The sequence below is a fragment of the Bacillus cereus group sp. BfR-BA-01355 genome (genome assembly GCF_022663675.1).
Classification (GTDB): domain Bacteria; phylum Bacillota; class Bacilli; order Bacillales; family Bacillaceae_G; genus Bacillus_A; species Bacillus_A thuringiensis_S.
Genome location: NZ_JAKUFY010000025.1, coordinates 16,285 through 37,334, shown reverse-complemented (window position 1 = coordinate 37,334; position 21,050 = coordinate 16,285). Strand labels below are relative to the sequence as shown.

Genomic DNA, 21,050 nt, shown 5'->3' with positions numbered 1-21,050 from the left:
TTTATATTGAATGAATATAGTTAAGCTCTTCATCACTCAAAATAGGGCGAACAGATGCATTTGCATTTTCTTGTGCTTGCGTTCCTGACTTCGCACCAGGAATTACAACACTTACTGCCGGATGAGAGAGTACATAGCGAAGTGCAAGTTGCCCTAGGGTCTGATTTTTTTTTGAGAGCAACCGAAGTTTCTCTACGGTTTGTAAGTCTTCTTGAAACCAAGTTTCATTTGGCCAATCTTTGCGTAAATCTCCATCTGGAAAAATTGTTTTATTTGTAAATTTTCCAGTTAAAATGCCCATTTTTAATGGACCACGAATAACAGCCCCTAGATTTTTCTCTTGTAAGAATGGTAATATATCTTTTTCTGGTTTTCGATTTAATATATTGTAATCAAGTTGTACGATATCAATTTCGTTGTTGTTATTGAAATGATGAATGTATTGTAAATCATGAGTCGAAACACCGACTGCTCTTACTTTGCCATCACGTTTTAATATGTCAAATGCACGTAGAAATGCTTCTGTTTCTCTACGATTATGCCACCAAATATGACAAAAATAAAGATCAATATAATCTGTTTGAAGACGTTGTAAACTTGTTTCAAATACGGCGATGATTTTTTCAGGAGTATCATATACAGGAACGCCATTAGGGTCGTAGTGATGTCCGATTAAACCACCTTTCGTTGATAGTATAATATCATTACGATGTCCTTTAATCGCGGTAGCCACCAACTTTTCACTATGTCCTAAACCATACACATCCGCAGTATCAATAAAATTCACACCACACTCAATGGCTTTTTTTATAGCAGTTATAGATTGTTTATCGTTAACAGGTCCCCATTCATCACCACCGATTGCCCATGCCCCAAAACCTATTTCAGAAACAGTTATTCCAGTGTTACCTAATGTGCGGTAATGCATATTTTCCCTCCTTGTAAGCATGTTATAACATGGATATGTAGGGAAGGAATTTTGTGTGTGAAAAAACTCTTCTACAATAGTAGAAAAAGAATTACAGAAACTACTATTTTATAGCAGCATGTATAAAAAAAATCGGTGTAAATATGGAAATGTCGTCGAATGCTATCTTTAATTGGTTAATTTATGGGATATTTTTGTGAAGGAGTTTATTTTATAAGAATAGAATTTAGTTTAGTAAGAAAACGTGCCGATGGTAGTGAAAAATATGGGTTAGGGGGATTTGAATGAGGAAACTCAAACGAGTAAATGTTCCTAATATACCAGAGCAGTTATCACAACCTAGTGACAAGCGTAGGATAAATAAAAAGAAGTTAAGGCGACTTATTTTAATGGTCCTTTTTATTGCAGCAACTACTCTGTACGTTCAATATATTTTAACGAAACAACAAGAAGTAATTGATAAGAAGAAAGGTACGATTACGGATCAAAAGGAACAATTAGTATCTTTAAAGAAAGATAAAGATTCTTTAAAGACTAACATAGAAAATTTAACAGACGATGAGGAAGAAATTTTGAAGTTTGCGAGAAAAGAGTATCAATTTTCTAAGTCAAATGAAACTATATTTGTGATGCCCAAGTAATGAAAAAAATAGTTAGCCGTCGCTAACTGTTTTTTTATGTATGAATGTAATGGTACAAGGAATAATCACATATTGTAAAAATGAAGAGTTTAAGCTATTTTCATAGATATGGAATATGCACTAAAATAAATGTTGTTAAAATTCTGTCAATTATATTATAATACAAGGTAAGCGGATACATTTTTTAATCAACGTTGAGTTCCTCGCTCATACGACTATTAAGAAACCCGTTATCCTCGTATACGAAAGGAAGATAGCTGTGTACGCTTCAAATACAATTTATATCGTAGGGGATGCGAAAGCACCTCAAAATAATCCCATTACTGAAAAGTTTAAAAGCTATTTCGTAGCATTTGTACTTGTTAAGGATACAGGGGAAATTGTAGATGCAGACTGCTCAGCGACAATTGCATTAACATCTCAATTTGTTAAATATTTATTTCTACATAAAAATATAAATGACCCGGCGTTAGTAATGGAAGTAAAGAACCGATATTTCGGCTCTTCTCAAAAAGCGTTACTTGTAGCGCTAAAAGATGCACAGAAAAAATATAATCAGATTGCTGCTTTGTCTACTCAATCATAGACAAAATCCAGCCGTAAGAATCATTCTTATGGCTGGATTTTTTTATTTCACATTATCATCCTACATCAAAAGTAAACGGAAACAAAGTAGAGAGATAGGAGAGTAAATGCCCAATAGGTTTACTTAATAATCTGTGGGTATAAATCTCCGGTGGATTAAAATTTCACTTCATTGGAGAACGAAAGGATGAACAAAATGAAAATTACAGATGTAAAAGTAAATCGTAGACGTGTAAAACTTCATACACCGTTTAAAACCGCGCTTCGTACTGTAACAGAAATTGAAAGTATAGATGTTTATATTCATACAGATGAAGGAGTGATTGGTAAGGGAGCTGCAGCCGCAACGCCAGTTATTACGGGTGATTTCACCAGTGGAATAGAAGAAGCGATTTTAGGACCGATGCGTTCATGTTTAATTGGTCAAGATATCATTCAGTTTCAGCAGTTACTACAGCGCATTCAAATGAGTTGTATTAGAAATTCAAGTGCGAAAGCAGCGGTAGATATCGCTTTATATGATGTATATTGCCAATATCAAAAGGTGCCGTTATATGCATTGTTAGGCGGGAAGAAAGAAATTTATACGGATATTACAGTGAGTGTGGATGAGCCTGTATTAATGGCAAAAGAAGCGAAGAAACATATAGAAAAAGGATTTCAAACATTAAAGATTAAAGTGGGTAAAGAGGCGCATTTAGATTTGGAACGTATTGAGGCAATTCGAAATGTGGTACCAAGAAATACGACATTACGTTTAGATGCGAATCAAGGTTGGAGTCCAAAAGAAGCGGTCTCTATCATTCAAGGGATGGAAAATCGTAATTTAAATATAGAATTTATTGAACAACCAGTACACGCGAAAGATTGGGATGGGTTAAAGTACGTCAAAGATCGTGTGCAAACGCCAATTATGGCCGATGAAAGTATATTTTCAGCAAGTGATGCATTAAAGCTCGTTCAAGGAAGATATGCAGACTTAATTAATATTAAATTAATGAAATGTGGTGGCATACGTGAAGCATGGCGTATTGCAGATATCGCAGAAACAGCTGGTGTGAAGTGTATGGTGGGAAGCATGATGGAATCTTCACTTTCCGTTAGTGCTGTTGCGCATTTAGCGGCAGCGCATCCTAATATTCATTATTTTGATCTTGATGCACCGCTTTGGTTAATGGAAGAGCCGGAAGGAATGACTTATTCTGGATCAAAGGTAAACCTTCAATCGACAGTGAATAGTAAGTCTTAGGAGAAGAGACTAGTAAACTATTTTTTTAAGGGGGATATATATGAAAAAAGTAGGAACTGCATTTTTAACAACTTTATTTATATTTTCATCGTTTACATCGGCAAATGCTGAAGAAAAGAAGGATAATAAAGCATTTATAGATGTATCTGCTGCAACGTTATGGACAGCACCTGATGCATTAAGGCCAATCGATACACCGAGTGCAACAAATCCAGTGGATCTATGGAAATGGACGAAATCAATGACACTTGACGAGAAACTATGGTTAACAAATGCAAATAAATTAGAAACACAAGCGTTACTCGGTCAAGAAGTAACTGTTATTGATAAGAAAGGCGAGTGGGTGAAGGTATTAGTGCATGGACAGCCAACGCCACGAAATGAAGAAGGTTATCCGGGCTGGATGCCTGAAAAGCAATTAACATATAATCAAGAATTTGCAGATAAAACAAATGAACCTTTTGTGTTAATAACAAAGCCAACAGCGATTTTATATATAAATCCTTCTGAAAAACATAAATCACTTGAAGTCAGTTATAATACAAGACTGCCGCTATTAAGTGAAGACACAATTTCATACCGTGTATTGTTGCCAAATGGTCAGAAAGCATGGCTACGAAAAAATGATGGAACAGTTTACCGCTCTCAAACTGATATTCCAAAACCGACCGCTGATGATTTAATTAACACAGGGAAAATGTTTTTAGGTTTACCGTATATATGGGCTGGTACAAGTGGTTTTGGATTTGATTGCTCTGGCTTCACGCATACGATCTATAAATCGCACGGCATTACAATTCCGCGAGATTCTGGACCGCAATCAAGAGCAGGGGTTGCAGTTGATAAAGAAAACTTACAAAAGGGAGATTTAATTTTCTTTGCACATGATCAAGGGAAAGGTAGTGTCCATCACGTTGCAATGTATATTGGTGATGGCAATATGATTCACTCACCAAGAGCTGAAAGGTCGGTAGAGATTATACCACTAAATACACCAGGATATATAGAAGAATACGCTGGTGCTCGTCGTTACTTACCTTAAAAATAGAGGGGGTTTTTAAATGAAAAAAGTTGTTCGTTACTCATTAGTTAGTACCCTATTAGTTTCTTCATTTTTAGTTGGCTGCGCAAAAGAAAAAACTACAACAAAGCCGAAAGATGAAAAGAAAGTATTACAGTTACTAGAAACGGGTGAAATTCCGTCGTTAAACTCAGTGAAAGTCACAGATGCAATCTCGTTTAACGTTTTGAATAACGTAATGGAAGGACTATTCCGTCTATCGAAAAATGATGAAGTAATTGAGGCAGGCGCACAAAAATATGAAGTGAGTAAAGATGGAAAGACATATACATTTCATTTGCGTGATGCGAAATGGTCAAACGGAGATCCAGTAACCGCTCATGATTACGTATACGCTTGGAAGCAATTGATTAATCCAGATACCGCTTCTCAATATGCATACATTGCGTACGATGTGAAAAACGCTGAGAAGATAAATAAAAAACAACTAGGTCTAGATGAATTAGGAGTAAAAGCGAAGGATGATAAAACGTTCGTCGTAGAGCTAGAACATCCTGTACCGTATTTTACGAAATTATTAATTTTACCATCCTTCTATCCAATTAACGAAAAATATGCGAAAGAGCAAGGTGATAAATACGGATTAGAAGCAAATAAAGCGGTATATAATGGACCATTTACATTATCAGAGTGGAAGCATGAAGCTAGCTTTACAATGAAGAAAAACGATAAGTATTGGGATAAAAAAGAAGTGAAGTTAGATGAAGTAAACTATCAAATTGTAAAAGAAATTTCAACTGCGGTAAATTTATATGAAACAGATAAAGTTGATAGAGCTGTTATTTCTACAGAATTCATGGATAAATATAAAAATAATAAAGAGCTAAAACAATATACAGATCCAGTTATGTACTTCTTCCGATTTAATGAAAATGTACCGATTCTTAAAAATAAAAATGCACGTCTTGCGCTAAGTACAGTTTTTGATAAGAAAGGACTTGCGGATTCATTTTTAAATGATGGTTCGGTTGCTGCAAACTATTACGTACCAAAAGGATTTTTAAAGGGACCAGGTAAAAAAGATTTTAGAAGTACGGCAGGTGAGTTTAATAAAACTGATGTAAAAAAAGCGAAAGAATATTGGGAAAAGGCAAAGCAAGAAACAGGTACAGATGAAGTGACGTTAGAACTATTAAATTATGACTTAGAAAACTTTAAAAAAGTTGGAGAGTACATTAAAGAGCAGCTTGAGAAAAATTTACCAGGTTTAAAAGTGAATGTGAAATTGCAACCACATACGCAAAAATTAGCACTAGAGAAGAAGAAAGAATATGAAATGTCGTTATCACGCTGGTTACCGGATTATCCAGATCCAATGACTTACTTAGAAGTATTCCTTTCTGGAAGTAGTGTTAATAATACAGAATATGCAAACCCAGAATATGATGCGTTAATTAAGAAGATTAAAACAGAATTAGGTAATGATGAAAAGGCTCGCTGGAAAGCAATGCAGGATGCTGAAAAAATGCTACTTGATGATGCAGTAATTGCACCGGTATTCCAGCGCGGATTATCTTACTTACAAAAACCATATGTGAAAGATTTATATGTACATCAATTTGGTCCAGCTACAAGTTTAAAAGGGGCAGATGTACAAAAATAAAAGAATGGGGAAACAGACTTCACGTATGTGATAGTCTGTTTTTTTGTACAGTTCCGAATGAAATATAGACATTTCATATGTTTTTTTACGACTTAAAAATAAAATTATTACTAAAATTCCAGTGTGAAATTTATGTAGAATCTTGTATAATTAACGTGTTTCTATGGAAACATTTTCTTGCGCTATTTCTATAGGATTTAATAGAACAAGGAAGGAAATACATACATGTATATAATAGACAAATAGAATGGAACATCATGTATAGAGAAAAAGGAGAGAAAAGATGGCGTGTCAAAGACAAGGGTTACAAGTTAATAACGATAGAAAGAGGGACAGAAGATGAAAATGAAGCATGCTTTTGGTCCTATAATTTTAGCGTGTGTGCTTTTTTTCATTATCATTCTAATCCCATCGAAAAGTTTAGTATCGCTTATTAGTGATAAGAAGGTAGAAGATGCGGCTACTTCTTTACAAAAAGAGAAATTACAAAGTGTTTTCTTACAGCAAAAAATGTTAGATAATTCACAGTATTTACCGATGTACGGTTCATCAGAATTTTTACGAATGGATGCATATCATCCGTCTAATTATTTCAAAGTAAATCCAGCTGGTTTTACACCGTTTTTAATTGGAACTGGCGGTACACAAAGTTTAGCTCATATTTTAAATATGACATCTACTATGGATGAATTAGAAGGTAAAAAAGTAGTCTTTGTTCTTTCACCACAATGGTTTACAAAGACTGGTGTATCACAAGGGGATTTCACTAATAATTTCTCCAAACAACAAGCATATCATTTTATTTTTAATGATGAGATAAATCCAGAAATGAAGAAGCAAATCGCGAAACGGCTATTAGATTATAAAGTTGTTCAAGAAGATGATATATTAAAAAATTCATTAGAAGGTATTGTATATAATGATACGAAACATAACATAAAAGCAGGTTTAGTTAAACCACTTGCTTATATGCATCGAAATATTTTAGATCATAGAGATTTATTTAACTCTTTATTTAAAATCGAACCGATGAAAGAGAAAACAAATAGCGGACTTCGTTCAATTTCTTGGGAAGACGCACGTAAACACGCAGAACAAGAAGGGAAAGCTGAGTCTACTACAAATACATTTGGAATTGAAAATCCGTATTATCATAAGAATAATCTGAAGAAAAAACTTAAAGGTTTAAAAAACTTTAGAGCAAATGAAACATATGATGAATCACCAGAATATAATGATTTACAAATTATTTTAGATTTATTTAAAGAGAAAAATGTCAAACCGCTCTTTATTTCTGTACCTGTAAATGGGCCTTGGTATGATTATACTGGATTCCCGAAAGAACGCCGTGAAGTGTATTATAAAAAAGTTCGAGAACAGGTTGAGAAAGCAGGATATCCAGTAGTTGATTTCTCTGGCCATGAATATGATAAGTATTTCTTAAAAGATACGATTCATTTGGGCTGGAAAGGTTGGATTTATTTTGATGAAGCAGTGCAGAAATTTTATTCTGAGAAATAAAGTATAGAAATCGGAATGGCTATGAGCCGTTCCGATTTTTTTAGTATAGAGGATTTTGGTGAGGACAATTTGGGAATGCATGTATATCTTGAACCTGTCTATAATCATAATGTTTCATTGCGAACTGAGCTTGATAAAGGTATTCATACACATATAATTGACCATCATGCGCTGAACATAATACGCCGGAAGTTCCTTGCCCATTTATGAAGGAAATACCGATAGGGCGTCCGATTAAGTATGGTATTTTTTGCTGCCAATGCATAGGGGAATCACTCCTTTTTGAGATAATATACGAAAAGAATGATCGAATGGTTGCTTATCCATGTAAATGTAGATGGAAAGGTGTTATATAATTCCTGAAGATTAATTCATATATAAATAAAAAACCGCTATAACTTCGAATGAATTTATAGCGGTTTTTATTATATTCTTAAGCAAGATTTTTGCGCTTTTTTGTCCATTTTTTTATAACGAAGTATAAAAGTATAAGTACGACGCCACCAATTGCAAATGATTTCACATACGGACCAGCAATATCGTTTATATTCTCCCAATTTTCACCTAGTTTTTCACCTAAATAAATGAAAATAATAGACCAAGGGATAATCGCAAGTGCTGTTAATGTAGTGAAACGTAGTAAAGGCATTTTTGTAATACCAGCAGGAATTGAAATCGCATGACGCACTACTGGAATGAAGCGTGCTGTAAAAATGACGCCAGTTCCGTAACGATTAAACCAATCTTCTGCAGCATCTATTTGTTTTTTATGTATGAAAATATATTTTCCATAACGTTCTAATATAGGGCGTCCGCCGTATCGTCCAAGCCAATAAATAAAGATTTGGGCAATAACACCGCCAATTGTACCGAATACAACTGCGCCTATAAATGAGATACTACCATTGAATACTAAGTATCCTGCATAAGCAAGGACAATTTCACTTGGGATAATCTCAATCATAAGTCCAAGCATAATGCCCCAATAACCTAATCCTTCAAAAAACGTTAATACTGAATGAATAAAACTACTTAACATTGTTGCACCTTCTAATTTATGGATTTTTGAATATATGCCCCTTTACTTAATAATATAAAAGGTTCACTATATGTATATTATACCTTATTCATATAGGGGATTGCTATTTCAATTCTTTTATGTCTCCCATAAGTATTATAGTAAAGGATATAAGCCACGTTTTCATGAAGGGTTAATGAAAAGATTATTAAAAATTTCTCATAAAAAAATAGAAGCATTTCTGCTCCTATTTTTTAAGGCTTCACATCTAAGTTCTGTAAAAATAACGTTGCTGTTACGTAACGTTTTGCTAACATTTGTACATAAGCGGTATGTACAGAAAGGGTCGCAATAATAATAGCGTTACGAATTGCTTCGCGTTGTTCGTTATTAATTTGATCGAACTTGCTTGCGATTTTATCAGCTTTTTCTTTTACGATGTTTTCAATTGTATGAACTGTATCTGTTGCATTTAGTTGTAAGCAATTCCCTTGATTGAGTTCTTCAAATAGAGAAGAGTATGCTACATATAAATGAACAGGATTGATTAAATCATCACTTCGATCGGCTGGGTCATTAACGATAAGGCGTAATAGCTTACGAATTGATTCAAAATCAAGTGCTGTTTTTAAATCTTCGACAATGAACAGTAAGGCTGCTTGTTCAATCGAATATTTTTTCCCTTTTTGAGGAGAGCCAATCATTTCTTTTATATCTCGTTTCACCCAGTTTTGCATAGCAGTTACAGAGAAACTTGTGTTTTCAATCTGATTGCCAAGCGCAACTATTTCATTTAAAGAAAAACCGACATCAGTATCGTCAATTTTAATCAGCTTTTCAAAAATAGGTGAAAGTGCGGTAGTAATAAAAGCTGTAACGCTTTGTCCGCTTTCAATATCTTTTTTATGTGACTTTGCCCAAGCTTCTTGTAAAATACCAAGAGGCTTTTTCGTATTCCATCCTCTTAGTGATAGAAGAAGGGTAGCCATTTCGTTTCGTGTGAGATGAAATGTTTCCATCTTTTCACCTCCAAAATAATAAAAAGTTCTTATGAACTTATAATATGTTTTGTTTCATTTAAAGTCAATTCTGTTTTGCTTAATTTTTCCTTTGTCACCAAACTGTCGGAAGTAAATAATACTTGCATATTTCGACAAAAGTTCATATAATAAGTTCATAAGAACCTTTAAAATGTTCTTAAAAACAAATCTATCATTCTGAATTTACTAGAAAGATAGATTTCACATATATCTATATAAAAGGAGAATGGATATAATATGTTGAAAAAACTTGTAGCAGTAATGACAGCATTTATGGTTATCTTTGGGGCTAGCAGCTTTATGTTCGTAGATCATGCGGCAGCGAAAAGTTACAAATCTGGTAAAAAATCATTTACACCAAGTTCAGGTCAAAAGTCAAAAGTTGATTTAAACAAAAAAGACTCAAATGTAAATTCTCAAAAAACGACTCCAGATTCAAAAACGAAAGCAACAAACACAGCACCAAAAAGTAATAAAGGAAGCTTTATGAAAGGTTTATTACTAGGTGGTCTTGGTGGTTTACTAATGGGTAGCTTATTTGCAAATATGGGAGCTCTTGGTTCTGTATTAGCGTTTATGGTAAATATGTTAGTAATGGCTGGTATCGTAATGTTAGCAGTTCGTGCATTTAAATACTTCAAAGACCAACGTAAAAAGAAGGCAGATGAAGTAGCATGGAAACAATAAAAATTTCTGAACAAGAATTAATAAATGCGCTTTGCGTATATATAGCTGAAAAAAGACAAGTGGGTCCAGAAGAAGTGTTAGTTGAACTCATGTATGACGATGACTACGGTTTCTCTGCGGAAGTAGAGGTAAATGGTCGCCAGCAAATTTTAATTCAAGCAAACTTAATCGAAGCATTACGCTTATTGCTTGACAGAGAATATAATGTCAATTCATTCGCAGCGAGATTACAACTTGAATTAGATGATGAAGAAGGTATTTACGCATTAGCGAAAATTAATAGTGACGAACAATAAGACTGTTAGGGCTTCATGCTCTAGCAGTTTTTTTATTTTAATTTCTATTATTAGTATGTTTCCTATTTTGGGATAAAATTCAATTATTAATAAATGAATGAATTGGTAAAAATATGTTATTCTTATTAAGAATGTTTTATATTAATAGGAGGATATTATGAAAAAGAAATTATTAGCAACAATAGCTGCGGTATGTTTATCTTTAACTGCTTGTAATTCAACGGAGCAAACAAAAGATGTACAAGCGAACGAAAAAAAAGATAACAATACTGAACAGCAAACAGCAAAAACTAGCCTGAAAGCTAAAGAGATAAAAGAAAAAAGTGCAGTGGAGAGATTATCACAAGATCATAGTGTTTCGTTAGAAGGTGATGGCGCGAATTCTTCTGATTTTTTTGAGTTAAAATCCGGATTTGTTATTGCGGAAGTAGAACATACAGGAGAAAGTAATGCAATTCTAGAGTTAAAAGATGAACAAGGTAATGACTCTGGTTCACTTTCGAATTTTATTGGTAATGGAAAAGAAAAACGTGTAGTTTTATTAAACAAGAGTGGAAAATATTTTATTAATCCAATGGCAGATGGTCACTGGAAAGTGAATATGTCTCAGTCTATTCCAATAGATAAAGTAGTAACAGCTCCAGGAACAATTAGTGGTCACGGATCTGATGTTGTTTTTGTGAAGCTTGAAAAAGGTTTGAAAGAATTGCATGGTGTACATAAGAATGGTGAAAGTAATTTTGTAGTTGATTTAAACGATAGCATGATATTTAATGAAATTGGTGCTGCCGATACTACGAAAAAAGTACCTGTAAAAGAAAACGGTATACATATATTCACTATTCAAGCTGATGGTGATTGGACAATCGAAGTGAAATAATTTGAAAAGCTCTCCTTATATTTTTGATAAGGGGAGCTTTTTGACAAATAAGTCTTATTAAATAATTTCTTGTTGTTTATAGAAATCTTTATAATTTGTTTGGAATTTATGCCATAAATTATTCATCTTTCGTCTACCGATATCTACCATCGGATTAAACTGAATTGCAGCTTTCTGACGAACAAAGTGAACGTTTTGAATGGCGTGATATAATTGTTGGTCGACTATATCACGTTTTTTACTTGCATATTTAGCAATTGATAGACCTGCAACAGTTCCTTGCGCCATCGCAATTTTTCCGCTTTCAATGCCTGTAATATTGCCAGCTACAAATAAACCTGGAAGAGGGGTTTCCATTGTTTCGGAATGGAGAGGAACGTGTCCACCTAATTCTGAAATGTAATGGAAGGGACAACCAGCTACAGCTGCAAGTTCGGCAAGTGGGTATAATCCCCCGGCAATACAAACAAAATCTGCTTCATATATTTTCTCTGATCCATTAATAACATTTCCTTTAGAGTCAATATTAGCAATACGTACACCTTCAACTTGATCTGTTCCGATAATTTCAAGAGCTGCTTTCCGAAGGTGAAGTGGCGTTCCGTTTATTTTCATTCCGCTGTTTGGATAGAATGTTAATCCAGCTTTTCGAATCCAATCATATTTCATAAAGTGGCTACCTATTCGTAAAATAGCAGAAGGAGCGAGATGTGCTGCATTTAAAAGAGAGTTTAAAACTTCTTCAGGTTCACCAGCTTTTTGACTTAACTCGCTTTTTTCAGGGAGTACAATATGATCTACTTTAATTCCCGCTAATTGCAATTCACTTAAAATGGCGAAAGACAAAATGTTAGCACCAATAATGATTCCTTTTTTTCCAACTTGCACGCGATGAACATTTGTCATAACTTGAGCTGCTCCAATTGACATCACTCCTGGAAGTGTCCAGCCTGGAAGGGGAATAGAATATTCCGCAGCACCAGTAGCAAGTAGTACGAACGGTGCTTCTAACGTACCGATATTAGTATGTACAAACCAATTGTTTTCATCTTTATCTAAATTATAGACCGAAACACCGCACCTGATATGTACTGAAAGTGATTCTGCTTCTTCATGAAGTCGCTTCGATTCTTCTATTCCGTTCCACCATTCTCCAGTAGGCTCTTGATGCAACTGTCCTAACAATCTCCCGCCCGGCTTCATAAATTCATCAATAACGAGCACTTTTAGTCCGAAACGAGCACAAGAGATAGAAGCAGATAATCCCGCTGGTCCTGCACCAATGATAATTACATCACTCATCGTTTTTTCACCATCTCTCTCACGATATTCGGATGCTGTTTCCCGCTTTCAACAACCATGTTTTCTTCTACAACAGTTAAGCATGCGCGTACATTTGTTTGATTATTTGCTGTCACGCGGCATTCGGAACAGTGCCCGATATTACAATAAATACCTCGCGGTGTCCCGCTATCTTCATGAACTCTTAATGTCCGTATTTCATTTGCTAACAGGGCAGCAGCTATCGTTTCATGTTCATATGCTTCGTATTGATGACCGTTAAATTGAAAAGTAATACGCTCACTACTTTGTAAAGTACCTAAAATAGGGTGATGTGTAATTCTATTCATTTACTTTCACCTACCGATCCAAAAGTAACTGCACGTATTGGTGGTTGATATTTTAACGGTAGTTCATTAAGAGTTACGTCAGGATTCGCATTTTCTATCATTCGATCTATCATTATTCTGCATGTGCGACCACCGCAAAATCCCATGCCAGCACGTGTTCTTAGTTTTAATTCTCTTGCCGAGCAGTTATATTCAGCAATTGTCGATTGAAGTTGTCCATATGTAACCTCTTCACAACGACAAACGATTAAGTTGTTTTTATTTGTCATATGTATTCCTCCTCTAGTTCGGTTTGCACAAATTATATATGCAAAAATCATGCCAATATAGAGGGGAGAGGGCTACCTGTAAACGCCTGATTGGTGCATACTGATTCTTTATTGAAGTCCGAGTTTCTTTAAACGGTTATATAAAGTAGCCCTTGTTACGCCAAGTTGTTTTGCGCATTCTAATTTATTCCCATTTAAAATTCGTAAAGCCCTTTCAATAACTTTTTTCTCATGCTCATCCATCTCTTCTTGTAAAGAAAGGATTGTATTATTGTTGCTGAGTAATAGGGAATGAGCTGTATGGTTGTCTAAAGTTTCAGTCGTATGAAATGGTAAATATTCTTGTTTTATAATTCCGTCTGTTGCGAATACCACAAGCCGTTCAACAACGTTTCGAAGTTCGCGAATATTACCTGGCCAATTGTAATGAAGCAGTTCATGCATAATGCTTGAAGGTAGGTCACGAATTGGTCGGTTATAGTTGATCGAAAAATCGTTTAAGAATGAGTATGTGAGTTCGATAATATCCTCTCGTCTTTCACGCAGCGGTGGAATATGCAGGCTAACTACATTTAAACGATAATATAAATCTTCTCGGAAAGTTCCTTTTCTCATTTCTTCTTGTAAATCCCGATTTGTAGCAGCGATAATGCGGAAATCAATATTAATTTCTTTTTCTCCGCCAACTCGGTAATACTTTCGTTCTTGTAGTACACGTAACAGTTTTACTTGCATATCGAGCGGCATTTCGCCAATCTCATCGAGGAATAAAGTACCGCCTTGTGCGAGTTCGATTTTACCTTTTTTCCCTTTACTATTCGCTCCAGAAAAGGCCCCACGCTCGTAACCGAATAATTCACTTTCAAATAAAGCTTCTGGAATTGCCCCGCAGTTAATCGAAATGAAAGGCGCCTTCGCTGCTTCACTTGCTTCATGAATTGCTTTCGCAAATACTTCTTTTCCAACTCCGCTTTCCCCAAGTATTAAAACAGTTGATTTCACCGAACAAACTTTTCTAGCTAATTGTATCGTTCTTTGTATAACAGGACTTTTCCCATTCATCGCAAGGAATGGATCGGATTCATCTTTATACTTTGCCACTTCTTGTTCTAAACGGTGCATTTCATGTGACATATTAAATAGTTTTTCATTTAAAGCGACTTGATTTGTAACATCTGTTTCTGAAACGACTGCTCCTATAATTTCATCATTACAATAAACTGGATTTGAATTAATTAATACGAATAAATCGGGACGAGGCTGATGGAACTGAGCGACTATATTTTTTCCATCATGTAAAGATTGTAAAATTTCCAAGTCTTTATAATCAAAAAAACGAGTAATCGGTTGCCCAATAATCTCATTATGGTTGACTGAAAATATTTTTTCAGCACCATCTGTCCAAGTTCGAACGCATTCTTTACTATCAATGACTGTAACAGAAGAGTCAGTTGTTTGTATTACGGTGTTATAAAATGACTGTAGTTCATTGTAGGACTTATAAAGAAATGGAATCATTTGCTGAGAGGTTATACAGAATATCGGCTCATCGTTTTCGTTAAGGATGATAACAGCTAATTCATAAGAAAAAGCGTCAATTAATGCAGTGAATGAGTCATCTACATAAATAATGGCGCAATTATATTCTTCTGTAGTAGAAGGGAGATAATAAAACCTTCCGTTTACTTGCTTAATGTGATTAAGGCTACATGTATGATCGATTAAAATACTTTCCAAAAACTCTTGTATAGTCGGAAATGAAAATGCCATAATATCCTCCCGTTATGTATAAAAATTTTGACAGTGATAAAAAAATAATACACCTATTTACTATAAATTTGAATTATTTTTACAAATAAAAATATTGTTTATGGAAATTGTATATGTGCAGAATTGGCACGTCAATTGCATAAAAGAAAGTGAGAGGTTTAGGGAAAGGAGGAGTATATTGTGAGGCACTGCGACGTTTTAATTATAGGTGGTGGAATAATAGGGTGTTCTATCGCTTATTACACTTCAAAATACGGAAGAGACGTAACAATCATTGAAAAAGGAGAATTTGTCAGCGGGACGTCTTCACGGTGTGATGGGAATATTTTGGCCATTGATAAAGACCCAGGGTTTGATAGTCAAATGTCTTTAGTAAGTCAAAAATTAGTAACTGATTTAAGTGGAAAATTAGAGCATTCATTTGAATATAGGGCACCAGGAAGTATTCTCGTATGTGAGTCAGACGAAGAGATGGAAGCTGCGCAGCAATGGGTAGATCGGCAAAAAGAAGCTGGATTACCGTTTCGAATGCTTGATAGGCAAGATATAAGAGAAGAGTCGACTTTTTTTGCTGATGATTTATTAGGCGGTTTAGAATGTGCGACGGATTCAACTGTGAATCCATATCTCCTTGCTTTCTCGCTTCTGTCAGAGGCACAAAAGTTTGGCGCAAAAGCCTTTAAGCAGACCGAAGTAAAGAGTATGAAAATAGAGACGAATGGTTCATTTGTTGTAGAAACTACGAATGGTACTTTTACAGCAAAACAAGTTGTAAATGCAGCCGGTGTGTGGGCTCCTAAGATTGGTCAGATGTTAAATGTAAATATACCAATTGAACCGAGAAAAGGGCATATTATAGTAGCATCAAGGCAACAACATGTAGGATGCCGTAAAGTAATGGAATTCGGTTATTTAATTTCTAAATTTGGCGGAAAAAGAAAAGTAGATGCTTTAACTGAAAAATACGGGGTTGCGCTCGTATTTGAGCCTACTGAAAGTCAAAATTTCTTAATTGGAAGTAGTCGTGAATTTGTAGGGTTTCATACGAGAATAAACAATGAAGTCATTAAATGTATCGCAAATAGAGCGATTCGCTTTTATCCGAAAATGGCAGATATGATGGTAATTCGTTCTTACGCTGGTTTACGTCCGTGGACAGAAGATCATTTGCCGATTATTTCACGAGTGGAACATATTCCGAATTATTTCATTGCCGCTGGACATGAAGGGGATGGGATTAGTCTTGCAGCAGTTACTGGGAAAGTAATTGAAGAGTTATTAAATGAAAAAGAGACAATTATTCCTATTGAACCACTTCGTTTGAGTCGTTTTACAGAAAGGGTGTTAAACGGATGAGGTCACAAAGAGTCTTTACGACTATTGATACACATACGGGCGGGAATCCAACGAGGACATTAATTAGCGGACTTCCAAAGTTGATTGGAGAGACGATGGCAGAGAAGATGTTACATATGAAAAAGGAATATGATTGGATTCGAAAATTGTTAATGAATGAACCGCGTGGTCATGATGTAATGTCAGGGGCATTATTAACAGACCCGTGTCATCCTGAGGCTGATATAGGTGTTATATACATAGAGACAGGTGGATACTTACCGATGTGCGGTCACGATACAATCGGTGTATGTACAGCGTTAGTTGAATCAGGTTTAATTCCAGTAGTTGAACCGATTACTTCTTTAAAACTAGATACCCCGGCTGGCTTAGTGGAAGTAGATATTGCTGTTCAAGATGGAAAAGCAAAAGAGGTATCTTTCTGTAACATACCAGCTTTTTTATTGAAAAATATTACTGTACACGTCAAAGACATTGGAACTGTAGAGGCTGATATTGCGTATGGAGGGAATTTTTATGCCATTATTGATGCGAAGTCAGTAGGCCTAGAATTAGTACCAGAAAATGCATCTACAATCATCGATAAGGCGATTCATATAAGAAACACAATTAATGAGAAGTTTGAAATCATTCATCCAGAGTATTCGTTTATTAGAGGATTAACACATGTTGAATTTTATACAGATGCTACTCATGAATGTGCGCATGTGAAAAATACAGTTGTTGTACCACCAGGCGGAATAGATCGATCCCCATGCGGTACAGGAACATCTGCGAAGCTAGCTGTATTATACGCTCAGAAAGAAATCAAAATTGGTGAAGAGTTCATTCATGAGAGTATCGTTGGTTCTTTATTTAAAGGATATGTCGTGAATACGACACATGTTGAAAATATTGAAGCTGTCATAACGAAAATTACGGGATCAGCTTGGCTTATGGGTATGCATAAATTTTTTTACAATGAAATGGATCCACTCAAAGAAGGATTTTTGCTAATTCCGCCGATGGAACATGAAACGGAGGATATAAAATGAACATTCAAAAAATGTATACAGCAGTAGACGTACATGTAAATGGCGAGGCATTTCGTGTAATGAAGGACGTACCATGCAAATACTATTACAGTTTGGAGCAATTAAATGAACAATTTTTAGGTGAATTAGCAGAAGAGATGAAGCTTTTATTAAATGAACCACGTGGTTTTATTGGTTTGAATGGGTGTATTGTCGTTCCATCTATCCATAATGAAGTAGATGCAGCTGTATTATTTTTTAATTATGAAGGTTCGATTCCGCTTCATTATGGGGGCATTGTTGCGGTAATAACGATGTTACTCGAAAGTGGGTATTTAAAAAAGAGAGAGTCCAATCAATATAAAATTGAAACGTTATCTGGAATATTTTTAGTTCATGCGTATGTAGAGAATGATGAAGTTATATCTGTTTCGTTTGAAAGCAAACTTTGCTATTTGATTGAGGAAAATTTACAGGTTGGTAATGTAAGTTATTCTCTCATACAAGCAGATAAAGTATATGCAGTTGTAGAAAAAGGTGCGTATTCGCCAGAAATTCGTGTTGAAAACATTCCAGAATTGAAAAGATGGGGAGAAGCTACACTGCAGGCTATACAAAAACAGTCGCTAATAAAAAGGCTTATTTTAGTAGATCCTTCGCAAAAAGAAAAGAACCATATAAAGTCGATTACATTTCATGAAGATAACTTTATCGTACGTTCGCCAGGTTTTGTTTCTACTATCGTTTCCTATGTTCATGCGTTATTTAAAAATGATTATACGGCGGATAAACCTTTTAAAAATGAAAGTATATTTAATAGTTTTATAACTGTGGAAAAAGTGAAGAAGGAGGAGCTAGGATACATTTTCCGTTTTGAAAGTAGAGGATTTATTACAGGAATGCAGACGTTTCTATTAGACCCTACGGATCCATTTCCGGCAGGGTTCTTATTAAAATAAAATGTGATAAGGAGAGATAAATATGCAAAAAATTAAAGGGGCATTTCCAGTATTAATAACACCGATGGATGAATTTCAGGAAATTAATTGGGATGGGGTAAAACAAAATGTAAATTACTTTATCGAACAAAAGGTTGCAGGTGTCATCATTAATGGAAGTACAGGAGAGTTTGTAAGTTTATCAAAAGAAGAGCGATTTAAAATGGTAGAAACCGTGTTGAAAGAAATTGATGGCCGTATTCCAGTCATTGTTGGAACTGCAGCAGAGACGACGAAAGAAACAATTGAATATACGAAACATGCAGAAGCACACGGAGCGGATTGTGCATTAATTATAAACTCTTACTATTGTAAACCGAAGGAAGAGGAGATTTATTTTCATTTTAAAGAAATCTCAAACTCTGTAAATATACCAATTATGTTATACAATAATCCATTTACTTCTGGTGTTGATATGAGTACAGAGCTAATGCTCCGTATTGGAAAAAATTGTGAAAATGTTACACGTATTAAAGAATCTAGCGGAGATATTCGAAAAGCAAGAGATTTAGTAAGACAAAGTGAAGGGGCTTTCCAAGTCTTCTGTGGTTCTGAAGATTTAGTTATGGAATCATATTTAGTTGGTGCCTCGGGATGGGTTTCAGTAGCAGGAAATATCGTTCCTGGTCTCGTTACAAAAATGTATGAGCATTTTCAAAATGGTGAATTAGAAAAAGCATGGGAAATAAACGATGCTATTTTACCACTTTGCGAGTTTCTTGAAGGGTCAGGGAAATATGTTCAAATCGTTAAACGTTCCATGGAATTACATGGGCAAGCGGGAGGACCTTCTCGCTATCCAAGACTAGGATTAACTGTTAACGAAGATCAAAAGCTTCAAACGATTTTATCAAATATTGCAGCTCATGCAGCTGTTTAAATAAGGAGGAGAACATAATGTTAAAGACAAATATTGAGCTGAAACCAAAAGTGGAAGCGTTTTTAAATGAAGAAATTAAAATGTTTATTAATGGCGAATTTGTTTCTGCTATTGGCGGAAAGACGTTTGAAACGTACAATCCAGCAACAGAAGATGTTCTAGCAGTCGTATGTGAAGCGCAAGAAGAGGATATTGATGCTGCAGTAAAAGCAGCAAGATCTGCATTTAAATCTGGTCCGTGGGCAGAAATGACTACTGCTGAAAGAGCGCATCTTATTTATAAATTAGCAGATTTAATTGAAGAACATAGAGAAGAGTTAGCGCAATTAGAAGCTTTAGATAATGGGAAGCCGTATCAAGTAGCACTTGAGGATGATATTTCAGCGACTGTAGAAAATTATCGTTATTACGCAGGATGGGCTACAAAAATTATTGGGCAAACAATCCCGATTTCAAAAGATTACTTAAACTATACGAGACATGAACCTGTAGGTGTTGTAGGTCAGATTATTCCGTGGAACTTTCCGCTCGTTATGTCTTCTTGGAAAATGGGAGCTGCACTGGCGACAGGTTGTACGATCGTATTAAAACCAGCAGAGCAAACACCTTTATCCTTACTATATACAGCAAAACTCTTTAAAGAGGCTGGATTTCCAAACGGTGTTGTAAACTTTGTACCAGGCTTTGGTCCTGAAGCAGGAGCAGCAATTGTAAATCATCATGACATTGATAAAGTTGCTTTTACAGGATCTACTGTTACAGGAAAGTATATTATGCGTCAGTCTGCAGAAATGATTAAGCATGTAACGTTAGAGCTTGGCGGCAAATCACCAAATATCATTTTAGAAGATGCGGACTTGGAAGAAGCAATTAATGGTGCATTCCAAGGTATTATGTATAATCACGGTCAAAATTGTAGCGCAGGATCACGTGTATTTGTTCATCGTAAACATTATGAAACTGTAGTAGATGCACTTGTGAAAATGGCGAACAACGTAAAACTTGGAGCAGGTATGGAGAAAGGAACGGAGATGGGTCCACTCGTATCTAAGAAACAACAAGAGCGTGTGTTAAATTACATTGAGCAAGGGAAGAAAGAAGGTGCTACAGTTGCGGCTGGTGGTGAACGTGCGCTTGAAAAAGGTTATTTCGTTAAGCCAACTGTATTCACAGACGTTACAGACGATATGACAATCGTTAAGGAAGAAATATTTGGACCAGTTGTTGTTGTACTTCCATTTGATTCGACAGAAGAAGTAATTGAACGAGCGAACAACTCATCTTATGGCCTTGCTGCGGGTGTATGGACGCAAAATATCAAAACGGGTCATCAAGTGGCAAATAAATTAAAAGCAGGAACAGTGTGGATTAATGATTATAACTTAGAAAATGCAGCTGCACCATTTGGTGGATACAAACAATCTGGTATTGGCCGCGAATTAGGTTCATATGCGCTTGATAATTATACAGAAGTGAAAAGTGTTTGGGTAAATATAAAGTAATAGGGCGTTTTACTGACAAAAATTGAGGGATGAAATAATGAAAGATGCGGACAACTAGAAAGTTTGATAATAGTTGTCCGTTTTCTTATATACAAAATTGTT

General features: G+C 35.3%; 22 protein-coding genes. 14 read left to right on the top strand and 8 right to left on the bottom strand.

Annotated elements, in window-relative coordinates; genetic code table 11:
• Position 1 precedes the first annotated feature (1 nt).
• Entirely contained in the window at positions 2–928 is a 927-nt protein-coding gene (locus tag MR167_RS11170; protein ID WP_000559370.1) for an aldo/keto reductase, read from the bottom strand.
• A gap of 284 nt (positions 929–1,212) precedes the next feature.
• Here MR167_RS11170 and MR167_RS11165 point away from each other — a divergent pair, with 284 nt between their 5' ends.
• The 6 genes from MR167_RS11165 to dltD all read left to right on the top strand — a co-directional run bounded on the left by MR167_RS11165 (position 1,213) and on the right by dltD (position 7,608).
• Positions 1,213–1,569 carry an FtsB family cell division protein gene (locus tag MR167_RS11165; RefSeq protein WP_001228728.1) on the top strand — a complete coding sequence of 119 codons (357 nt, stop codon included), beginning with the start codon at positions 1,213–1,215 and terminating at the stop codon, positions 1,567–1,569.
• Between the two features lie 259 nt (positions 1,570–1,828).
• The gene (locus tag MR167_RS11160; RefSeq protein ID WP_000271314.1) at positions 1,829–2,155 is read left to right on the top strand and encodes a DUF3870 domain-containing protein; all 327 of its coding nucleotides are present in this window, start codon (positions 1,829–1,831) and stop codon (positions 2,153–2,155) included.
• Between the two features lie 186 nt (positions 2,156–2,341).
• Entirely contained in the window at positions 2,342–3,403 is a 1,062-nt protein-coding gene (locus MR167_RS11155; RefSeq protein WP_001038454.1) for a dipeptide epimerase, read from the top strand.
• 40 nt (positions 3,404–3,443) lie between these two features.
• A complete protein-coding gene (locus MR167_RS11150) occupies positions 3,444–4,445 on the top strand; it encodes a C40 family peptidase (RefSeq protein ID WP_000755414.1) in 1,002 nt (333 codons plus the stop codon).
• Between the two features lie 19 nt (positions 4,446–4,464).
• Positions 4,465–6,087, top strand: coding sequence for a peptide ABC transporter substrate-binding protein (locus tag MR167_RS11145; RefSeq protein ID WP_242314630.1), 1,623 nt, complete (start codon positions 4,465–4,467; stop codon positions 6,085–6,087).
• Positions 6,088–6,426: 339 nt separating this feature from the next.
• Positions 6,427–7,608 (top strand): D-alanyl-lipoteichoic acid biosynthesis protein DltD, encoded by a 1,182-nt coding sequence (gene dltD / locus MR167_RS11140; RefSeq protein ID WP_000782293.1) that lies wholly within the window; start codon positions 6,427–6,429, stop codon positions 7,606–7,608.
• A 40-nt stretch (positions 7,609–7,648) separates the two neighbouring features.
• Here dltD and MR167_RS11135 read toward each other — a convergent pair whose 3' ends face one another.
• The 3 genes from MR167_RS11135 to MR167_RS11125 form a co-directional block, all read right to left on the bottom strand.
• The gene (locus tag MR167_RS11135; RefSeq protein ID WP_000558692.1) at positions 7,649–7,873 is read right to left on the bottom strand and encodes a hypothetical protein; all 225 of its coding nucleotides are present in this window, start codon (positions 7,871–7,873) and stop codon (positions 7,649–7,651) included.
• A gap of 168 nt (positions 7,874–8,041) precedes the next feature.
• Complete coding sequence (gene uptA, locus MR167_RS11130; RefSeq protein ID WP_000952913.1) at positions 8,042–8,647, bottom strand: undecaprenyl phosphate transporter UptA; 606 nt, start codon at positions 8,645–8,647, stop codon at positions 8,042–8,044.
• 233 nt (positions 8,648–8,880) lie between these two features.
• Positions 8,881–9,645, bottom strand: coding sequence for a DUF1836 domain-containing protein (locus MR167_RS11125; protein ID WP_000447231.1), 765 nt, complete (start codon positions 9,643–9,645; stop codon positions 8,881–8,883).
• 258 nt (positions 9,646–9,903) lie between these two features.
• On the opposite strand from MR167_RS11125, the gene MR167_RS11120 reads away from it, so the two are divergent.
• From MR167_RS11120 to MR167_RS11110, 3 genes are all read left to right on the top strand, one after another.
• Positions 9,904–10,353 carry a hypothetical protein gene (locus tag MR167_RS11120; protein ID WP_000914478.1) on the top strand — a complete coding sequence of 150 codons (450 nt, stop codon included), beginning with the start codon at positions 9,904–9,906 and terminating at the stop codon, positions 10,351–10,353.
• A complete protein-coding gene (locus MR167_RS11115; protein WP_000447761.1) occupies positions 10,341–10,649 on the top strand; it encodes a YxcD family protein in 309 nt (102 codons plus the stop codon). The genes MR167_RS11120 and MR167_RS11115 overlap by 13 nt, the downstream gene beginning before the upstream one ends.
• 157 nt (positions 10,650–10,806) lie before the next feature.
• Entirely contained in the window at positions 10,807–11,529 is a 723-nt protein-coding gene (locus MR167_RS11110; RefSeq protein ID WP_242314629.1) for a hypothetical protein, read from the top strand.
• Positions 11,530–11,586: 57 nt separating this feature from the next.
• Here the strand turns inward: MR167_RS11110 and MR167_RS11105 are convergent, their stop codons facing one another.
• The 4 genes from MR167_RS11105 to MR167_RS11090 all read right to left on the bottom strand — a co-directional run bounded on the left by MR167_RS11105 (position 11,587) and on the right by MR167_RS11090 (position 15,199).
• Complete coding sequence (locus MR167_RS11105; protein ID WP_199670083.1) at positions 11,587–12,831, bottom strand: NAD(P)/FAD-dependent oxidoreductase; 1,245 nt, start codon at positions 12,829–12,831, stop codon at positions 11,587–11,589.
• On the bottom strand, positions 12,828–13,160 hold the full coding sequence (locus MR167_RS11100) for a (2Fe-2S)-binding protein (RefSeq protein WP_242314627.1): 333 nt from the start codon (positions 13,158–13,160) through the stop codon (positions 12,828–12,830). Before MR167_RS11100 ends, MR167_RS11105 begins: the two co-directional genes overlap by 4 nt.
• Positions 13,157–13,429 carry a (2Fe-2S)-binding protein gene (locus tag MR167_RS11095; protein ID WP_000182619.1) on the bottom strand — a complete coding sequence of 91 codons (273 nt, stop codon included), beginning with the start codon at positions 13,427–13,429 and terminating at the stop codon, positions 13,157–13,159. Before MR167_RS11095 ends, MR167_RS11100 begins: the two co-directional genes overlap by 4 nt.
• A gap of 108 nt (positions 13,430–13,537) precedes the next feature.
• Positions 13,538–15,199, bottom strand: coding sequence for a sigma-54 interaction domain-containing protein (locus MR167_RS11090; RefSeq protein ID WP_000885737.1), 1,662 nt, complete (start codon positions 15,197–15,199; stop codon positions 13,538–13,540).
• A gap of 180 nt (positions 15,200–15,379) precedes the next feature.
• Here MR167_RS11090 and MR167_RS11085 point away from each other — a divergent pair, with 180 nt between their 5' ends.
• Genes MR167_RS11085 through MR167_RS11065 form a run of 5 tightly spaced genes read left to right on the top strand, consistent with a single transcriptional unit; the run spans position 15,380 to position 20,948 of the window.
• Positions 15,380–16,555: an NAD(P)/FAD-dependent oxidoreductase gene (locus MR167_RS11085; protein ID WP_242314625.1), complete on the top strand. Its 1,176-nt coding sequence runs from the start codon at positions 15,380–15,382 to the stop codon at positions 16,553–16,555.
• Positions 16,552–17,589: a proline racemase family protein gene (locus MR167_RS11080; protein WP_001257537.1), complete on the top strand. Its 1,038-nt coding sequence runs from the start codon at positions 16,552–16,554 to the stop codon at positions 17,587–17,589. The genes MR167_RS11085 and MR167_RS11080 overlap by 4 nt, the downstream gene beginning before the upstream one ends.
• The gene (locus MR167_RS11075) at positions 17,586–18,527 is read left to right on the top strand and encodes a proline racemase family protein (protein ID WP_242314623.1); all 942 of its coding nucleotides are present in this window, start codon (positions 17,586–17,588) and stop codon (positions 18,525–18,527) included. Before MR167_RS11080 ends, MR167_RS11075 begins: the two co-directional genes overlap by 4 nt.
• A 22-nt stretch (positions 18,528–18,549) precedes the next feature.
• Positions 18,550–19,446, top strand: coding sequence for a 4-hydroxy-tetrahydrodipicolinate synthase (gene dapA, locus MR167_RS11070; protein ID WP_001169453.1), 897 nt, complete (start codon positions 18,550–18,552; stop codon positions 19,444–19,446).
• A 17-nt stretch (positions 19,447–19,463) separates the two neighbouring features.
• Positions 19,464–20,948 (top strand): aldehyde dehydrogenase family protein, encoded by a 1,485-nt coding sequence (locus MR167_RS11065; RefSeq protein ID WP_242314621.1) that lies wholly within the window; start codon positions 19,464–19,466, stop codon positions 20,946–20,948.
• Positions 20,949–21,050: the final 102 nt, after the last annotated feature.